This is a genomic window from Aeromonas sp. EU05-FHT14A05 (assembly GCF_058791175.1).
The window spans coordinates 66,334-84,936 of record NZ_JBYTDH010000014.1; the positions used below are offsets into that span (position 1 = coordinate 66,334).

The 18,603-nt window shown below is 62.5% G+C and carries 12 protein-coding genes and 4 tRNA genes; 9 read left to right on the forward strand and 7 right to left on the reverse strand.

The features are described from left to right. Positions 1-19 precede the first annotated feature (19 nt). The 4 genes from AC3WR3_RS17710 to AC3WR3_RS17725 all read right to left on the reverse strand — a co-directional run bounded on the left by AC3WR3_RS17710 (position 20) and on the right by AC3WR3_RS17725 (position 6,889). Positions 20-1,978 carry an ATP-binding protein gene (locus tag AC3WR3_RS17710; protein WP_139437098.1) on the reverse strand — a complete coding sequence of 653 codons (1,959 nt, stop codon included), beginning with the start codon at positions 1,976-1,978 and terminating at the stop codon, positions 20-22. A gap of 121 nt (positions 1,979-2,099) precedes the next feature. Beyond that, positions 2,100-5,180, reverse strand: coding sequence for a multidrug efflux RND transporter permease subunit (locus AC3WR3_RS17715; protein WP_202047983.1), 3,081 nt, complete (start codon positions 5,178-5,180; stop codon positions 2,100-2,102). 15 nt (positions 5,181-5,195) lie between these two features. After that, positions 5,196-6,302 carry an efflux RND transporter periplasmic adaptor subunit gene (locus AC3WR3_RS17720; protein WP_139437094.1) on the reverse strand — a complete coding sequence of 369 codons (1,107 nt, stop codon included), beginning with the start codon at positions 6,300-6,302 and terminating at the stop codon, positions 5,196-5,198. Next, complete coding sequence (locus AC3WR3_RS17725; protein ID WP_139437092.1) at positions 6,299-6,889, reverse strand: TetR/AcrR family transcriptional regulator; 591 nt, start codon at positions 6,887-6,889, stop codon at positions 6,299-6,301. The genes AC3WR3_RS17720 and AC3WR3_RS17725 overlap by 4 nt, the downstream gene beginning before the upstream one ends. A gap of 258 nt (positions 6,890-7,147) precedes the next feature. Here AC3WR3_RS17725 and AC3WR3_RS17730 point away from each other — a divergent pair. The 5 genes from AC3WR3_RS17730 to AC3WR3_RS17750 all read left to right on the forward strand — a co-directional run bounded on the left by AC3WR3_RS17730 (position 7,148) and on the right by AC3WR3_RS17750 (position 8,272). Next, a tRNA-Arg gene (locus AC3WR3_RS17730) sits at positions 7,148-7,224 on the forward strand. A 49-nt stretch (positions 7,225-7,273) separates the two neighbouring features. Next, positions 7,274-7,349, forward strand: a tRNA-His gene (locus AC3WR3_RS17735). A gap of 20 nt (positions 7,350-7,369) precedes the next feature. Then, positions 7,370-7,455: transfer RNA gene (locus AC3WR3_RS17740), tRNA-Leu, on the forward strand. Between the two features lie 59 nt (positions 7,456-7,514). Continuing rightward, a tRNA-Pro gene (locus AC3WR3_RS17745) sits at positions 7,515-7,591 on the forward strand. 177 nt (positions 7,592-7,768) lie between these two features. Further along, positions 7,769-8,272, forward strand: coding sequence for an RICIN domain-containing protein (locus AC3WR3_RS17750; protein WP_492292620.1), 504 nt, complete (start codon positions 7,769-7,771; stop codon positions 8,270-8,272). Here the strand turns inward: AC3WR3_RS17750 and pyk are convergent. Together pyk and AC3WR3_RS17760 are read right to left on the reverse strand one after the other, a co-directional pair. Continuing rightward, entirely contained in the window at positions 8,262-9,740 is a 1,479-nt protein-coding gene (gene pyk / locus AC3WR3_RS17755) for a pyruvate kinase (protein ID WP_492292622.1), read from the reverse strand. The two genes, AC3WR3_RS17750 and pyk, sit on opposite strands and share 11 nt — an antisense overlap. Before the next feature lie 71 nt (positions 9,741-9,811). Then, positions 9,812-11,149: an MFS transporter gene (locus AC3WR3_RS17760; protein ID WP_139437088.1), complete on the reverse strand. Its 1,338-nt coding sequence runs from the start codon at positions 11,147-11,149 to the stop codon at positions 9,812-9,814. A gap of 310 nt (positions 11,150-11,459) precedes the next feature. Here AC3WR3_RS17760 and AC3WR3_RS17765 point away from each other — a divergent pair, with 310 nt between their 5' ends. The 3 genes from AC3WR3_RS17765 to AC3WR3_RS17775 are packed head-to-tail and all read left to right on the forward strand — an operon-like array spanning position 11,460 to position 16,413. Continuing rightward, a complete protein-coding gene (locus tag AC3WR3_RS17765; protein WP_139437086.1) occupies positions 11,460-12,719 on the forward strand; it encodes an ABC transporter substrate-binding protein in 1,260 nt (419 codons plus the stop codon). After that, complete coding sequence (locus AC3WR3_RS17770; RefSeq protein ID WP_492292625.1) at positions 12,716-15,130, forward strand: ATP-binding protein; 2,415 nt, start codon at positions 12,716-12,718, stop codon at positions 15,128-15,130. Before AC3WR3_RS17765 ends, AC3WR3_RS17770 begins: the two co-directional genes overlap by 4 nt. 5 nt (positions 15,131-15,135) lie before the next feature. Then, entirely contained in the window at positions 15,136-16,413 is a 1,278-nt protein-coding gene (locus tag AC3WR3_RS17775; RefSeq protein ID WP_492292627.1) for a sigma-54-dependent transcriptional regulator, read from the forward strand. Between the two features lie 4 nt (positions 16,414-16,417). On the opposite strand, the gene AC3WR3_RS17780 is transcribed toward AC3WR3_RS17775, so the two are convergent. Further along, on the reverse strand, positions 16,418-17,992 hold the full coding sequence (locus AC3WR3_RS17780; RefSeq protein ID WP_492292629.1) for a methyl-accepting chemotaxis protein: 1,575 nt from the start codon (positions 17,990-17,992) through the stop codon (positions 16,418-16,420). 276 nt (positions 17,993-18,268) lie between these two features. On the opposite strand from AC3WR3_RS17780, the gene AC3WR3_RS17785 reads away from it, so the two are divergent. After that, positions 18,269-18,583: a hypothetical protein gene (locus AC3WR3_RS17785; protein WP_492292630.1), complete on the forward strand. Its 315-nt coding sequence runs from the start codon at positions 18,269-18,271 to the stop codon at positions 18,581-18,583. Positions 18,584-18,603: the final 20 nt, after the last annotated feature.

Consider the following 18,603-nt stretch of genomic DNA (forward strand, 5'->3'; position numbering starts at 1 on the left):
GGCTCACAAGAGCCGGCGTTCAGTTCTGCCGGATCGGCAGGCGGATATGGAACTGGGCACCCTGGCCAGGTTCGCTGGCGCAATGGATGCGGCCGCGCAGCAGTTGCACCACCAGGTTGTAGATTATGTGGGTGCCGAGCCCGCTGCCACCCTGGCCCCGTTTGGAGGTGACGAAGGGATCGAAGATGCGCGGCAGTATCTCCGGGGGGATGCCGCGACCGTTGTCACTGTAGTCGATGACCAGCTCGTCACCCTGCTGCTCCACCCTGATGGTGATCTTCTTGGGCCTGTCCCAGCCGTCGAAACCGTGATGGATGGAGTTGAGGATCAGGTTGGAATAGATCTGGGTGAAGCTGCCGGGGAAGGAGTAGATGGCCAGCTTGGGATCGCATTGAATGTCGACCTCGCACTGGGCCTTCTTCAGCTTGTAGCCGAGGGAGACCACCACCTGATGCAGGTTGTCGGCGAGGCTGAAGTTGTAGCGCGCCTCGGACGACTGATCCACAGCCACCTGCTTGAAGCTGGCGATGAGCTCCGAGGCCCGCCTCAGGTTGCCCTGCAGCAGTTGCATCGACTCGTCGAGGTTCTGGGTGAACTCGTTGAGATAGGTGCGCGACAGCTGCTTGGCCTCGAGGTGCTGCTTGAAGTCGGCCACCCGCTCCTGCAGATAGGAGGAGGCCGTGACGCTGATGCCGATGGGGGTGTTGATCTCGTGGGCCACGCCGGCCACCAGCGAACCCAGGGAGGCCATCTTCTCCGACTCCACCAGGGTCTGCTGCGCCTGTTTCAGATCGTCATAGGCCTTGCCCAGCTGGTCGTTGGCATCGCTCAGGCTGCGGGTACGCTCCGCCACCTTGCCTTCCAGCTGTTCGTTGAACAGTATGATCTCCCGCTCCACCTTCTTGAGGGGGGTGATGTCGTAACCGAAGCCAATCAGATACTTGAGATTCGGCCCCTCGTAGAAGGGGGCGAAGGTCCACTGCAGGACGAGTTCGCTGCCCTGCTGGTCATGCATGGTGATCTCCCTGTCCTCGAGGGAGCCCTGATCCGCCAGGGTGGCCGCGAGCTCGGCCCGCTGCTCCTCGCTGACGAAGAGATCCAGCCAGTTGTGCTGCAGCAGCTCCTCGTGGTGATAGCCGGTGAGCAGTATGGCGGCCGGGTTGATGCTGGCGATGTTGAGATCCGGCTCCATGCAGCAGATGACCATGTTGGCGGAGTTGATCAGGGTGGCGGAGAAGTCCCGCTCCTGCTGGAGCTGATCCGCCGCCTGATGGCGGGCGTTGAACTCGTCATTCAATCGGGTGCGCATCTGGTTGAGGGTGGCGGCCAGCGCATCGAACTCGTCCGGGTGCTTGCGGGGCAGGGGACGCCCTTCCAGCGTCAGCTCCACCGCCAGCCGATCCAGGCTCAGTTTCTGGGCGTAGCTGACGATGCGGTTGATATGGCGGATCACCAGGTAATAGATGATGACCAGGATGCAGAGGGAGACGACCAGGGTCTTGATGGTCTGGCTGACCAGGATCAGCACCGACTTCTCGATCAGCCGCTGGTAAACCTGATCCAGGGTGGCGGCGACGAACAGCTTGCCGACCACCTCTCCCTGATAGGTGAGGCTGAATTCGCGGGAGATGTCGTATCGCGCCTGCTCCACCCCCTGGGTCAGCAGCGGCACTTCCGAGTTGCCCAGCATCTCCTTGACCATGACGAACTGCATGTTGGGCAGGTTCATGATGCCTTCGATCTGCACCTTGACCTGCTCTTCATCCAGGTTCCACAGACTGGCGGAGATGGGCTGCAGGAAGGAGGCCTCGATCTGGTCGATGCTGGCCTCGATGACGGTGACGTCCTTGTTGTAATCCCAGGCGAGCTGCAGCACCGTGATGACCAGCGCCAGCACAGTACTGCAGATCAGAATGTAGGAAAGCAGACGATAAGAGAGTCCGTTAAGGCCTATGGCCCTGGAGAAGATTCCTGACATGGCATCCTTGCGGTCTGGATTGCGAACGGCCTAGTTTAACTGCTTCATGGACTCATGTCGTGGGTCATGAAATGGATAAAAATAAGGCCCCTTTCGGGGCCTTGTTGCTGTTGGCTGAGGATCAATGGTTTCCTTTCGCCTTGGCCGGAATGGACTCGTCGAATTCCGGCAGCGGTTTGTGCTCCGAGGCCAGGAAGGTGTAGATCACCGGCAGCACGAACAGGGTGAACAGGGTGCCGATGGCCAGACCCGCCACGATGACGATGCCGATGCTGAAGCGCTGGGCCGCTCCCGCCCCCGCCGCATAGAGCAGCGGGATCAGGCCGGCGATCATGGCCGCCGTGGTCATCAGGATGGGGCGCAGACGCACCTTGGCAGCCTGCATCACGGCCTGCATCCGGTTCATGCCGTGCAGCAGCTGCTCCTCCTTCGCCACCTCGCAGATCAGAATACCGTGCTTGGTAATCAGACCGACCAGGGTGATGAGGCCCACCTGGGAGTAGATGTTCATGGTGGCCAGGCCCCATGCCAGGGCTATCAGGGCCCCGCTGATGGCAAGGGGGACCGACACCATGATCACCAGGGGATCACGCACCGACTCGAACTGGATCGCCAGGACCAGGAAGATGATGGCCAGGGCCAGGGCGAAGGTGGCATAGAGCGCATTGCCCTCGGTCACGAACTGGCGGGCTTCACCCATGAAGTCGTAGCGATAGCCTTGCGGCAGCTTCTCTTCGGCGGTGGCCTTGAACCAGTTGATCGCATCCCCCATGGCCACGCCGGGTGCCGGTACGGCGCCTATGGTGGCGGAGTTCAGCTGGTTGAAGTGGGGCAGGGCACGGGGCTCGCCAACCACTTCAATCTTGATCAGGCTGCCGAGCGGGATCGACTTGCCGTCGGCGGCGCGCACGTAATAACCCTTGATGGACTCCGGGTTGAGACGGAATTTGCGCTCCACCTGGGGGATCACCTCGTAGGAGCGGCCATCCAGATCGATCCGGTTGACGTAGCCGTCCGCCATCATGGTGCCCATGGTGATGCCGATGTCCTGCATGGTGATGCCGTAGGCACCCGCCTTGTCCTTGTCGATGCTGATCTTCATGGTGGCCGAGTCGTAGTTCAGATCGAGATCCGAATAGACGAACTGGCCGTTGGCCTGGGTTGCCGCCAGCATCTCACCCGCGATCAGGAACAGGCTCTCGAAGCTGTTCGGGGTGGTGATGACGAACTGGATGGGCAGACCGCTGGAGGCACCTGGCAGTTCGGGGAACTGGAAGGTGGTGATGGCCATCCCGGGGATGTCCTTCACCAGACCGGCCACTCGATCCAGCACCTCTTTCTGGCTCGCCTCACGCTGGCTCCAGGGCACCATGGAGGCGATGCCGAAGGCCTGGTTGGCGTTGAACACCCCGGAGAAGACCTGGGAGTAGGCGATCTCGGGCTGGTCATCCAGCACCTTGTTCACGTCCGCCATGGTGTTCTCGATGTAGTCCAGGTTGGCATTGGACGGTGCCGTCCCCAGCACGGCCATGACCCCCTTGTCCTCGGACGGGGCCAGTTCGCTCGGGATGAACTTGAACAGCAGCGGCAGGCTGCCGAACACGATGACGGCGAACAGTATGACCACGATGCGGCGCTGCATGACCGCATGCAGCATGCTGTCGTAGCGAGCCGTCATCCTATCCAGCAGGTGATGCACTGTGCTCTCGAACTTGCCTGGCTGTTCGTTGGCCTTGAGCATCTTGGAGCACATCATGGGCGACAGGGTCAGCGCTATGATGCCGGAGACGAACACGGCCCCCGCCAGGGTCAGGGCGAACTCCTTGAACAGGGAGCCTGTGATGCCTCCCATCAGGGCGATAGGCGCGTACACCGCAGCCAGGGTCACCGTCATGGCGATGACGGGCACGGCGATCTCCCGGGTCCCTATGATGGCGGCCCTGAACGGTTCTTCCCCCTCCTTGATGTGTCGGTCGACGTTCTCCAGCACCACGATGGCGTCATCCACCACCAGACCGATGGCGAGCACCATGGCGAGCAGTGTCATCAGGTTTATCGAGAAACCGAACATGTCCATCATCATCACCACGCCGATGAGACTCAGCGGGATTGTGATGATCGGGATGATGACCGCCCGGAAGGAGCCGAGGAACAGGGTGATGACCACCAGTACGATGGCGGCCGCTTCCAGTATGGTCTTGATGACCTCGTTGATGGACTCGTTGATGGCGATGGTGGAGTCATACAGGATGTTGACCTGCATGGTGCTCGGCATGTTGCTCTTCAGGCTCGGCAGCAGCTCCAGCACATCGTGGGCGATGTTGATGGGGTTGGCGGTCGGCGCGGCATTGATGGCAAGTACCACGGCCTCGCGGCCGTTGGCGCTGGCGCGATAGATGTCGTGGCTCTTCTCCAGCGACACCTTGGCAATGTCGGAGAGACGGATCACCTTGCCATCCCGGGTCGCCACCACCAGACGCTTGAGCTCATCGGTATTGCTGACCTGGGTCTCGGCATTGCCGTTGAACAGGGTGAAATAGCCGGTGGCCTGACCGGTGGCCGACTGATAGTTGTTGCTGTTGAGCACAGTCATCACGTCGCTGGAGGTCAGGTCGAAGGCGGCCATCTTGGCCGGATCCAGCCACACCCGCAGGGCAAACTCGACCCCGCCGTAGAGGTCAACCTTGGATACCCCGCCCACGGTGAACAGCTGGGGCTTGATGACCCGCTCCAGGTAGTCGGTGATCTGGCTGGAGTTCAGCTCGGGGCTGGTGAAGCCCATGTAGAGCACCGCTGTGGTGGAGCCCGTGGAGGAGGTGACCGAGGGGTCTTCCGCCTCTTTGGGCAACTGGGAGCGCACCGAGTTGACCTTGGCCAGGATGTCGGACAGCGCGGCGTTCGGATCGGTGTTCAGCTTCATGTAGGCCGTCACCGTGGAGCTGCCCAGCTGGCTGGAGGAGGTCATGAAGTCGATGTTGTCGGCTTGCGCGACCGCCTGCTCCAGCGGCTGGGTGATGAAGCCCTGGATCAGATCCGAGCTGGCGCCGTAGTAGCTGGTGTTGACCGTGATGACGGTGTTGATCACCTCGGGATATTCCCGCACCTGCATCTTGAAGATGGCCTGGAAGCCCAGCAGGGCTATCAGGAAGCTGAGCGAGATCGCCAGCACCGGCCGTTTTATGAATATGTCAGTAAATCGCATCGCAGATCTCCGCGCTTACAGCATCGGGGTTTGTGCCGGAACGGCAAGGGCATCATTCTCGACCACGTGCACCTTGGTATCGTTGCTCAGGCGAACCTGACCCGACAGCACGATTTGATCGCCAGCCTTGATGCCGGACAACACATGGACATCATTGCCGCGACGCTCACCCGCCTTGACCACCACCTGCTTGGCGCGTTTCACGCCGTCTGCCTCGTGAATGACGTAGACGTTCTCGCCATAGAGGGTGAAGGAGATGGCAGACTGCGGGATCACTATCTGGTCTTTCACTGTGGGCAGTATGATGCTGGCGCGGGCGAACATGCCGGAGCGCAGCTGGCCGCCGTTGTTCGGGATGTTGGCTTGCACCTGGATCAGGCCGCTCTGGTAGTTGACCGCCGGCTCGATGGCGGTGATCTGACCGTCAAACTGGGTCTGGGGATAGGCATCCACGTTGATCTTGACGGTCTGGCCGAGGGAAATCTTGGAGATGTCGGTCTGGGGCACGGTGAAGCGCAGGCGCATCACGCTGGTGTCTTCCAGTCGCACTATCTCGGTACCGGGTTCCAGATACTGGCCGAGGAAGACGTTGCGCAGACCCACGACGCCACCGAAGGGGGCGCGGACTTCGCGGCGGGCTATGGTGCCCTTCAGGCTCTCGATGTCCGCTTCCAGTGAACGGTAGCTCGCTTCGGCATCATCCAGCTGATCCCGGGAGATGGAGTTCTTCTGGTACAGGTTCTGGTAGCGCTCGAACTTGGCACGAGCCGCAGGCAGCCTGGCCCGGGAGGAGTTCAGGTTGGCCTTCTCCACGCTGGAGTCCAGGCTCAGCAGCAGTTGATCCGCCTTGACCTGAGCCCCGGATTCGAAACTGATGTTGTCTATGGTGCCAGCCAGTTCACTGGAAAGGGTGACCCCCTGGTTGGGCTCGATGAAGCCGATCGCCTCTATGGTGGGGACCCAGTCCTGCGCCTTGGTCACCATGGCGGTCACCGGGAACTCGGGCTCGGGTCGATTGGCCATGAACTCTGCAATCTTCTTCTGCTTGAACATATTGAAGCCGATGACACTGCCGAACAGGGCGAGTGCTATCAGCAACATGATGGCCATCCACTTTTTCATGAACAGGCTCCTGTGATGGAATAATTAGGGTTTAAAATGGCATTCCAGCTGGCCCGGATGACCGTTTCCAACTGTTCTTGTGTCAACTCAAATTCGTGAGCCTGGCGTTGTTGTACCAGGTTGACCACGCTGCTCAGACTCAGGGCCTCCAGCACCAGAACGGGCAAATCGATGAACAGGCCCTGCTGGCGTCCCTGTTCGAAGAAACGCTCAAGTGGGGCCCATGTCGCCATTATGACCGGATCCCTCTCCAATTCAGCCCCCAATGGAGAACTTTCGTACTGCAATTTGCATTTAAGTACATTGGGGTGGCTGGCAAAGAGGGCGTCGATATTGAGCCAGAGGCGTCGATACTGCCGATAGGACACCTCTTCTATCTGCACATCTTCCATGACCAAGGGATGACACTTGAGAATGGTGTGCTGATAAAGCTGGCGGACAAGATCATCCTTGTCGCTGAAGTAGCGATAGATGGTGCCTGCCGCTACCTTGGCTTTCTTGGCAACCGCGGCAATGGAAAGGCCGTAGAAACCCTGCTCGCCGAGGATTTCGTGCGCTGCCTCGAAAATCCGCTCTTTCTTATCCATGATGATCAGGCTTTGGCGAGTGAATGAACGTTCATTCATTCTAGGTGGAGAAGAAAGCAAGTCAAGGGATGCCGGCCACTTTACTGTCAGAAGAGGATCCAAAAGTGGGCCGAGTGAGGACGTTTTTGGCCGAACGTCTGAAGAAGAGGCATAAAAGTGTACGAAAAGATTGAAAAACAGACACTTGAGTCATGGGGATAAAAAAAGAGTAGACAAGGTGGGCGCCATCATCAATAATGCGCCCCGTTCGACAGCGTAGCGCCCGTAGCTCAGCTGGATAGAGCGCTGCCCTCCGGAGGCAGAGGTCACAGGTTCGAATCCTGTCGGGCGCACCATCAAAGTGCGCCAGTTAAGCGGGCGTTGTTGTGGAACAAAACAGCTGTGGTGGCTGTAGCTCAGTTGGTAGAGTCCCGGATTGTGATTCCGGTTGTCGTGGGTTCGAGCCCCATCAGCCACCCCATTTTACAGCTTGTCAGGTATGCGAAGGTGGCGGAATTGGTAGACGCGCTAGCTTCAGGTGTTAGTGCCCCCCGGGTGTGAGGGTTCGAGTCCCTCTCTTCGCACCATACTTGCTGTATGACGAGGATGACCACATGGTCATCTTTGTATTTTGGAAATACCCCATCGGTGATTAGCGCAGCCCGGTAGCGCATCTGGTTTGGGACCAGAGGGTCAAAGGTTCGAATCCTTTATCACCGACCACATTCTGAAAACCCCGCTTCGGCGGGGTTTTTGCTTTTCTGCGTATCTGTCGCGCCTCTGTCACCTCTTCTTACATTTCTGCTGGCGCCTGTTCGCCGCGAGTTCGTTATGCTTGGCCGGGAGCCACCCGAAGAGTGGACACCCGCGACCCATTCAGACACAGGCCTATGCACCATCATGCCCCTTCACATCCGATTGTTCGCCCTGATGGCACTGCTGCTCGGCGGCTGTGCCTTGCAGCCGAGACCAGAGAACCTTCTGCTGGGGGCCGCCCCCAGGTCAACGGCGGAGCCCCCGGCCACCCTGGTGACCGACGGCGGCTTCTGCGTGGCCCTGGGCGAGCAGGGCAGCCTGCTTACCCAGCCTTGCGATCAGAGCCCCCGCCAGCTGTTCAGCTGGGATGCGGGGGCCTTGCAGCTGGCGCAGGGTTGCCTGATCGCCAGGGGAGAGGACGGCCTCGCCGTGGGAGAGTGCCAGGACGACAGCCGTCAATGGCAGTGGCAGGGGGATAGACTGTTCAACCGGCAGGTTTCACTCTGCCTGGATGTGGCTGGTCGCCGCCACAGAGCCGCGGTGCCGCTGCGGCTGGCCGAGTGCTACGGTGGCGCCAATCAGAGCTTCACCTGGACGCCGACCGGCAGCCTGCTGGAGCGCCTTGGGCTGCCTGGCCTCAGCGGATGAGGCTGTCCCTCGACTCCTGACGGGATCCGCGCTGGACACCGGGCAGGGGCACCAGACGCCAGACATCCTCGGGACCCGCCCCTTCCAGTGCATCCAGCCGGCTGATGAGCAGGGTCTGGATGCCGTGCAGCTGATCCGCCCGTTGCAGCGTCTCGACCAGCGGGCAGTGGAGGTGCCGGGGTGACTCGTCCAGATAGTGGAGCGGCCTGACCCCCCGCAGTATGGTCATCTGGTTGAGCAGCGGCTGATCATCGGAGAGCGCCCAGATGGGCCCCTGGTGCGTGCCGCGGGAGATGGCGGTGACGGCCTGGCCCCCCTTGGTCAGGATGGCGATGCCGCAGGTGTTGTCCAGGCCGGGGCTGGATGTCAGGGGGGTCAGCGCCATGTGATGACCGGCTTGCATCGGGGGTGTGCTGCCCTGAAGCCAGAGTGGCTGCCCGCCGCCCCCGTCCTGCTCGGCCCCCAGAGTGATGCGGGCCATGGCCTCCACCGCCTCGACGGGAAAGTGGCCGGCGGCCGACTCGGCCGAGAGCATGACGGCATCGGTCCCGTCCAGCACGGCGTTGGCCACATCCAGCACCTCGGCCCGGGTCGGCATGGGGCTGGCGAGCATGGACTCCATCATCTGGGTCGCCGTGATCACCGGCCGACCGAGCAAGCGGCAACGCTGGATCAGCGTCTTCTGCACGCCGGGCAGCCTGGCATCCCCAATTTCGACCCCGAGATCTCCCCTGGCCACCATGATGATGTCGGCGGCATGAATGATCTCGTCCATGGCCTCGATGGAGGCGACCACCTCGGCCCGCTCCACCTTGGCGATGATGGCCGCCCTGCTGCCGGTGGCGCGGATCAGCTGGCGAGCCTCCTGCAAGTCCGCCGCGCTGCGAGGGAAGGAGACGGCTACGAAATCGGCGTCAATCTGCCGGGCAAGGAGAATGTCGGCCCTGTCCTTGTCGGTCAGGGCCGGTGCGCTCAGGCCACCGCCGAGCACATTGATCCCCTTGCGACTGGACAGGGTGCCGCCGACCAGCACCCGGGTGTGCACCTCGGTCCCCGCAATCCGCTCCACCCTGAACTGCAGGCGACCGTCATCGAGCAGCAGTATGTTGCCGACCCCGACCTCCGCCACCAGTGCCGGATAGTCGAGCCCGACTCTCTCCTGGTTGCCCTGTGCGGGATCCAGATCTGCGTCCAGGATGAAGCCGTCTCCCGGCTTCAGCTGAATGCTGCCCGCCGCCAGGCTGGCGATCCGGATCTTGGGGCCCTGCAGGTCGGCCAGTATGCCGATGTGCAGCCCGAGCCGGCTGGCGACCTCGCGGATCCGCCCTGCGACTTGCCTGTGCTGCTCGTGGCTGCCGTGGGAGAAGTTGAGGCGAAAGACATTGGCGCCCGCGAGCAGCAACTTCTCCACCATCTCGCAGGAGGAGCTGGCCGGGCCCAGGGTGGCGATAATCTTGGTTTTACGCATGGGGTGACTCTCTTGGGTAGTGCAGGAAACAAAAAAGGTGGTCAAGCGACCACCTTTTTTGCGAGCAGGCATCAGTAGTTGACGACTTTCTTGGCATTCCACACCGTCATGGCGAGCAGCATGGAGACCACAGAGGCCCCGAGCCAGAAGTACTGGGCACTGCTGAAGTCATAGTGGGTGACTCCGTCGACCACGCTGGTCTCGATCAGGGCGGCGGAGACCAGCTCCTGGCCGGAGGCGGCGATGTAGGAGCACAGGCCGATGAAGCCCTTCACCGCCCCCACTGCCGTCTTGGGCATCAGGTCGCAGGCGGTCAGACCGGCCAGGAACACCACCAGACCCCCGATGGAGTAGCCGATCAGGGAGAGGGCGACGGCATCCATCATGCGGCTCTGGGGGCCCCAGAACATCAGGCACATGCCGGCGATGTTGGCCAGGCCGTACAGCAGGGTCGGAATGTGGCGGTTGGCGTTGAACAGCTTGTCAGAGATGACCCCGGCCAGGATGGCGCCGATGAAACCGGCGATGGGGTAGGCGGACATGGCGAAGCCGGCATCGATCAGGCTGTAACCCTTCTGCTCCTGCAGATAGAGCACGGCCCAGGAGCTCATGGCATAGCGGGACATGTACATGCAGGCGCAGGCGGCGGCGATGAGCCAGACCACCGGCTGCTTGAGAATGAACAGCTGGGCGCGGCGGATCTCGGCCGGCTCGACCTTTTTGGCGATCTCGGGCTCTTCGCCGAAGGCGACGGCAGGCTCGGGCAGGGCATAGGTCTGCGGGCGATCCTTCAGGACCAGGTACATCAGGATGGCGGCGATACCGGAGGCGATACCGGCGCCGATGAAGCCGGCCTGCCAGCCGAAGTAGCTGACGACGGTGGCGGTCAGGATCCAGGAGATGCCTTCACCTATGTTGCGCGAACCGCCCCAGATGGAATAGACGGAGCCGCGCTGCTTGGGGGAGAACCACTGGAAGATGGAGACGCAGGAGGGGGCCGAGCCGATGGACTGGAACCAGCCGTTCAGGCCCCACATCAGCACCAGGAAGAAGGTGGCTGTGTTCATGCCCATCAAGATGGTGCAGACCGCGGAGGCGCCCAGGGCGACCGACATGAAGCGGCCTATGTTGGCGTAATCCGACAGGAAGCCGTTGGAAAACTTGCCGACCGCATAGGTGAACAGGAAGGCGGAACCTATCACCCCCAGCTCGTCCAGGGTGACTATGCCGGCATCCAGCAGGGGCTTCTTGACCACGTTAAGGCTCATGCGAACCACGTAGAACATGGCGTAGCCTAGTACCAGACCCAGAAAGACCTGCCACTGATACTTGCGATAGATGGATCTTATCTTGTCCGGCGAGGCGTCCATGACCGGCAGGTCGGCTCGCGTCTTGAAGAAGTTGAACATGTTGTGCTCCGTGAAGGTGGGTAGCGGAAGTGCAGAGAGGCTCTGACTGTCGCCGCCATCTTAGGGAGCCTGTTCGGACCCTTACAAAACGCGCTTTTCGGGTCAGTTGTGACTCAAGGGGCCGCTTTCCTGAGTCAGAAATGGCAGCTTTCGCCTGGCCCGCCCATGCGGGATCAAAGACAATAAGCCAGGAGGAGGAGGGGGAATGAGTCAGATCCGGCCCATGGCCCCGACCGGGTGTTTTTGACCGGATCTCGAATCTTTGATCGTTCGCACACATTCGATGACCACGGGGAGTCAGCCAGCCGTTATGCGTACCCATTGCCGACTGCTATCCATCTTGATGCTGATCTGTGGCGGACTCGGCAACGGTGCCGGTGCCGCCTCGCTGACGGTGCTGACCTCCTTCTCCGAGAGCCCGGTCAGGGCCATGGTGGCGGGATTCACCGAGGCCAACCCCGGGGTCAGGGTCGAGGTGATCTACAGGCGCACCTTGCCCGCCCTGCGGCTGCTGACCCAGGCCGACGGGGCCCCGGTGGATGTGGTGCTCTCCTCGTCCCCCACCTTCTTCCACTCGCTGGACAGGGCGGGCCTGCTGACCGAATTGCCGATCAAGAGCCGGGCCCCCGCCTGGTTGAGCCCGCATACCATGGGGCTGGGGGAGAAGGTGGCCGTGGTCGGCTATTCCGGCATCGGCATCATGTACAACAGGCGCTATCTGGAAAAATACCGGCTGCCGGTGCCGACCAGCTGGCAGAGCCTGGCCGATCCCGCCTTCATGGGTCATGTGATGATGAGCTCCCCCTCCCAGTCCGGCACCACGCACATGATGGTGGAGAGCATACTGCAGCAATATGGCTGGCAGCAGGGCTGGGCCATGCTGATGCAGATCGGCGGCAACCTGTCCGCCATCACGGCCCGCAGCTTCGGGGTCAGCGACGGCATCAGCCGCGGGCTGGCGGGGGCTGGCCTGGTGATCGAGAGCTACGCCCGCACCAGCAAGGCCCGCTTCGATTACATCGGCTTCACCCCCCTGCCACAGGCGGCTATATTGCCGACCTACCTGGCGGTGACCCGCAGCAGCCGGCAATCGGCGCTGGCCGGTCACTTCATCGATTACCTGCTCTCCGCCGAGGGGCAGGCCATAGTCGGCACCTCGGAGATGGCCAAGGTGACGCTCACCGAGCCGAAGCTGGCGCAGCAGACCGAGTTCGTGATCGACAAGGCGCTGCTCTATGGTCGCGCCAACCTGTTGAAGGCGCTGTTCGATCAGACCATCACCCAGCAGTTGCCCAAGTTGCGGCTCACCTGGCAGGGCCTCGCCGAGGCGGATGCCGGAGGGGATGTCGAGCGGGCCGCCCTGCTGGCCAAGGCGAGGGCCCTGGCCAGCACGCCCCCCCTGAGCGAGGCGGAGGCGCGGGAGCCGGCCACCCTGGCGCTGTTTGATGCCATCTACGAGCAGGACAGGCCCAATCCCCAGGCCGAGCGTCTGCAACATCGGTGGCGCCAGCTCACCCGGGACAAGCTAGCGGCCGCCATGGTGCTGGTGGAACAGGCGGCCAAACCGTGAGGCGCTGGCGGCTGCGCTGGCCCGGTACCCTGGGGCGGCGGCTCAGGCTCTCCTTCGTGGCCATCCTTGTCCTGGCCCTGGCCATGGGGGGCACGGCCTATGTGATGTGGGACAGGCTGGGCCGCCAGGTGGGGCTGATCGTCGAGGAGAGTCTGCCGGCCATCGATGATGCCTACCGGCTGGAGCGGGCCAGCTCCCGCCTGCTGCTGCAACTGGCCCAGCTCAGGGACGCCCCCACCCTGGGGGATTACCAGCGGCTCTCCCGCCAGGTATCGGTGACCCTGCGGCAGATGCGCCAATCCGCCCTCTCCAGCAGCCCGGACAACCGGGAAACCCCCAGCCAGCGCCAGGCCTTCGCCGAGCTCGGCGAGCGGGTCGAGCGCCACGCCGGCTACCTGCGCCAGCAGCTGGATCATCAGGAGATGCTGAGCCAGATGCGAAAGCGCAGTGCCTGGCTGCACCAGGATCTGGTCGAGGAGGTAGCCCCCCTGCTGCAGGAGGTGGAGTGGCACCTGACCGGCATGGTGGCGAACCAGGAGCAGCGGGAGACCCTGGCTGAGGTGATCAAGGAGTTCTCCGCCCTGCAGGATCTGACCTTCAAGGAGAACGAGCTGCAGGGCCTGGTGGAGGAGGTGATAGCCCAGCGGTATCAGCAGGATCTGGAGAGCGCCTTCCTGTTTATCGGCTACAAGATCGACGAGATCGACGGCCTGACGGCCCGTCTCGCCGATTACCCCTCGACGGTGAGCTATCGCCAGATCCTCGAAGAGATAGTCACCCTGGTCAAACCCGGCGGCCAGCTGCAACAGCTGCTGGCCGCCGACGTGCGGACCCATCAACGGCTGGAGGCACTGCGCCCCCAGCTGGATGAATCCGTCTCCCGCTACCATGCCAGGGTGAGCCGGGTGGTGACCGAGGCCAACCAGGCGCTGCGCACCCTGAGCCATGACAGCCATCGCATGGTGGCCACCGGCAAGACGGTGATCCTGGTGGGGCTGAGCCTCTCTGTGCTGATCGGGGGCCTGGTGCTGGTGGTGCTGATCGGGCGCCGGCTGATCCGGCGCCTGGACATCCTGGGTCAGGATCTGGCCAGGGTCGCCGCCGGGCAGCTGGATCAACCGATCCGCACCCTGGGGCGGGACGAGATTGGCCGCCTGGGGGAGAGCCTGCGCAGCTTCTGCGAGCAGTTGCAGCAGATGGAGAAGAGCAATGCCCTCAACCTCATCAACAACACCCAGGCCTCCCTCATCACCTGTCATCAGGACGGGACCATAGAGTCCGTCAACCCGAGTGCCCTGACCCTGTTCCAGCAGAGCGCCATCGCGCCGGAGCAGCCGCTGTGGCAGCTGTTCCCCGGCGAGGGCTGCGCCGTGCTGGCGGCCCAGTTCCAGCCCGATCAGCCGTTGCAGCGATTCGGCAGCAGCGAATGCACCCTGGCCGTCGAGCTGGCGGGGCAGATACGCTACCTGCACTTCAACTTCCGCCGCTTCGAGCAGGCCAGACGATCCAAGTTCATCATCACCATCACGGATGTGACCCGCCAGGAGCTGACCGCCCGGGAGCTGGGGCTGCTGGTGGCGGAGCGTACCCGGGAGCTGACCGAGAATAACCGGCGGTTGGCCGAGGAGGTGGCCCAGCGGGAGCAGGCCCAGCGCAACCTGCTGCAGACCCAGGACGAGCTGATCCAGGCGGCCAAGATGGCGGTGGTCGGCCAGGCCATGACCAGCCTGGCCCATGAGCTCAACCAGCCGCTGTCGGCCATGATGACCTACCTCTACACCAGCCGGATGGCGCTGGCGACCGGGGAGAGCCAGCGGCTCGGCCAGGAGCTGGACAAGATAGAGCGGCTCGCTCAGCGGATGAACCGCATCATCACGGCGCTGCGCAACTTTGCCCGCAAGTCGCCACAGCTCGACGCCCTCTGCCGGCTGGACCTGCACGAGCTGGCGGAACAGTCCCTGCTGCTGGTGGAGAACCGCGCCAGGCGCGAGGCTTGCCAGCTGCACAACGAGCTGCCCCCCGGGCTCTGGATCCAGGGCGACCCCGGTCTGGTGGAACAGGTGCTGGTCAACCTGCTGGTGAACGGCCTCGATGCCATCGCCGGGAGGGAGTCGCGCCAGCTGCGGCTGATACTGCTCGAGCGGGGGAGTGCGCGGGTGCGCATCGCCCTGTGTGACAGTGGCCCCGGTTTCGCCGAGGCCATATTGCCCAGTCTGTTTACCCCCTTCACCAGCTCCAAGGAGGTGGGGCTGGGACTGGGGCTGACCATCTGCCGCTCCCTGCTGGCGCGCTGCGCCGGTGAAATAGGGCTGGCCTCTGCCCTGGAGGGCGGTGCCATGGTGGTGCTGGAGTTTACCGTCGACCCATCGGCGCTGCCGATGACGTCTGCCTATGATGACGCGCGGGAGTGAGAACCATGCTGTTGACCCGTAGTCGCCCCACCGATGTGCTGCTGGTGGATGATGACGAAGATGTACTGGAATCCTATTGCCATCTGCTGAACCTGTCGGGCTACAGGCCCAGGGGGCTCGCCGATCCTGAGCAGGCACTGGCCCTGCTCGACGACCAGTGGCCCGGCGTGCTGGTGTCAGACATCTACATGCCGGCGATGAATGGCCTGGATCTGCTGGCCCAGGTGCAGCGGATAGATGCCGAGATCCCGGTGATCCTGATCACCGGGCATGGGGACATCCCCCTGGCGGTCAGGGCGGTCAAGCAGGGGGCCTTCGATTTTCTGGAGAAGCCGCTGCACCCCGAGGCCCTGCTGGATCTGCTGACGCGCGCCATGGCGCACAGGCGGGAGGTACTGGCCAGGCGTGGCGAGATCCAGACGGCCGTGGAGCATCAGCTGATCGGCACCAGCCCCCAGATCGTCGCCCTGCGTCATCAGCTCAACCAGCTGGCCCAGACCGACAAGGATCTCATGCTGGAGGGGGAGCCGGGCACCGGCCGCCATACCCTGGCCGAGTTGCTGCACCGCATCAGCGCCCGCAAGGAGCAGAGGCTGCAACTGCACGACTGCGCCGCGGCCCCCGAGCTTGCAGCCTTGAAAGAGAGCCTGGCGCTCAGCCGTGGCGGCACCCTGGTGCTGAATGCGCCCGCCAGGCTGACGCCTGAGTGCCAGCGCTGGCTGGGGGGCCATCTGCTGGAGCAGGAGCGCAAGGGGGACAAGGAGCAACGCACCCTCGCCCTGTTTGACGAGGCGCCAGAGCAACTGGTGGAGAGCCACCAGCTGATGCCGGAGCTCTATTACTACCTCTCCCAGGTGCGGCTCAAGCTGCCCCGGCTGGCGGAGCGCAGCTGCGACATCATCCCGCTGTTTCGCGCCTTCCTCCATCAGGGTTGCAAGCGCATCGGCCTGCCCGCCCCCCAGGTGGATCGCGCCTACCTGGAGACGCTCAAGCGCCATCGGTGGCCGGGCAACATCCGGGAGCTGCGCAACGTGGCCGAGCTCTATGCGGTGGGCATCATCAAGCTGGCGGGGGTCGAGCGTGCCATCCCGGCCGCCAGCGCCAGGGAGCCCCTCGACGACCTGGTGGAGGAGTACGAGAAGCGAGTGATAGAGGACACCCTGTTCCTCTTCTCCGGGCGGGTGAGCGAGGCCGCCAGCTACCTCGGCATCCCGCGCAAGAAGCTCTACCTGCGCATGAAAAAGCACAATCTCGAGAAGGAGCAGTTCAAGCCTCGCGGCTGAGGTGTCAGATCTTGAACTGTTGCACCGTGGTGGCCAGTTGCTGGCTCTGGTCTTCCAGCTGGCCACAGGTCTGGCGAATGATCTCCAGGTTCTCCAGCATGGCACGACCATTGCCTGCGACGACGCTCAGATTGTGGTTGATCTCGGTGCTGACGCAGCTCTGTTCATGGGCTGCATCCCGGATCTGGCCGTTCATCTCGTTGATGATGGTGATCGCCTGGGTCATCTGGCTCAGGCTCTCCCTGGTCTGGTGTGCCTGAGCGACAGCCTGGGTGCCGCTCTGGCTGCTGGCCTCCATCTTCTGCACGGCCAATTGGCTGCCCTGTTGCAGCCGCTCGATCATCTGCTGTATTTCACCCGTGCTGTGCTGGGTCTTGCTGGCCAGGGTGCGGACCTCGTCGGCTACTACGGCAAAGCCGCGCCCCTGCTCCCCGGCCCGGGCCGCTTCGATGGCCGCATTGAGTGCCAGCAGATTGGTCTGTTCGGCAATGCCGCGGATCACCTCCAGCACTGAAGAGATGTGCCCGACATCTTGCTTCAGCCGCTGAATGCCCTGTTCCGAGCTGTGAATGTCCCGCGCCAGTGACTCCATCGCCGTGACCGTATTCATCAGGTCCGTCGTGGCGCTCTTTACCTGGCCGGCCGCCTCGGCCGAAGCGTGCTCGGTCCGGCTGGCGTGCGTCACCATGAGGGCGCTGGTGGCGTTCTGCTCCTCCACCGCTGCGGCAATTTGATCGCTTTGGCGCTGCTGATCTTCGGCATTGCCGAGCATCTGTTCCATGAGGGAGTGCAGCTGCCGTGATGCCGATTGCACAGTGCTGGCGGTCTGGCTGACATCGCTGACGATCCTGTGTACCTGATCGATGAAGCGGTTAAATGTGGAGCCGAGGGTACCAATCTCGTCGCGCGAGGTGATGGTGAGGCGTCGGGTGAGGTCGCCCTCGCCCTGGGCGATATCCTCAAGCGCCTGCTGCATCTGGTTGAGGGGTCTGAGCGTGAGCCGGGTGACTGACCAGGTAAGTACCAGGGCCAGCAGTATGGCGATGAGTGTGCCCAAGCTCAAAACCTGCTGCGCATGCTGGCTCGATGCCTGAACCTCCAGTCTGAGGGCCTGCTGGGATAGCGCGATCGCATCCTTGAGCACATTGAGTTGCTTGCGGATGGTGGTGAACTGTTGCTGTGATGTTTGGAAATGACTGGCAAGCAGATGGCTGCTCTCATGGGGAGTGGCAAACACGGCCTGATAGTGTGCGAGCCAGCGATCAAACTCCGCCAGCATGAGATCAAGATTGCTCTGGTACTGCTTGCCGAGGAGGCCTGCATCGATCAGGGTTTGCACCTGGACAAGCCTGTTTCTCGCCTTGTGGCCATTATCCTGAAACTCCGCTAGCTGATGCGTCACATTTTCGGTGGTGAGGCCACCCACGCTTAGCCCCTGGCCTGCGGCAATGACCTGATAGAGGTCGCGATAGGCATCTTCCAGAGAGTTTTGTACCGGCAGTATCTGCTCGACAACGGTGCGATTAACCCGCTGCTGCTCGCTAAAACTGGTGTAGGCAACGGCAACTACGCTGGACATGATGATCAGCACAATCAACACGGGTAAGCGGGTTTTGGTTGTGAGGGACAAGCGATTGAGAAGTGTCATGGCGGTGAGTCTCGCAAGGGGAGGTAAATACCGTGCCATTGTCGGACTTCATGTTTTAAAAGGGCTCATACGGTGTCTCGCTGTTGGGTAGGAGCCATAAAAATTTGAGTTATTACCGGCACATAAGTGTGCAGTCGGTGTCGATAGGAGCGAAACTTGTTCGGGTAGTGAGCAGTAAGTTCTGTTCTGTCAGCCAAGAGGTGCATCATGAGATGTCCAAGGTGTCTGAAAGAAGGGGTCGAAAAAGCATTGGATGAACGGGTCGGTCGGGCCTGTGCCCTGGGTTGTGGCGCGGCGGGGGGCTATGCCTGTGCGGCGACCTTTGCCAAGATCGGGGCCGGGCTGGGGGCCACTCTGGGTGGCGTGGGGATATCCATAGGCGCCATCGCGGGTGCCCTGAGCGGCGCCCTGGTCGGTGGTGCAACCGGTGGTGGGGTCGGGCTATGGCTCGGTCGCACCCTGGATCGGCAGATCTCCCGGCAGTACTGGTGCAAGGAGTGCAACCACAGTTTCAAGCGATGAGGCGCTCGCGCGCCTATAGT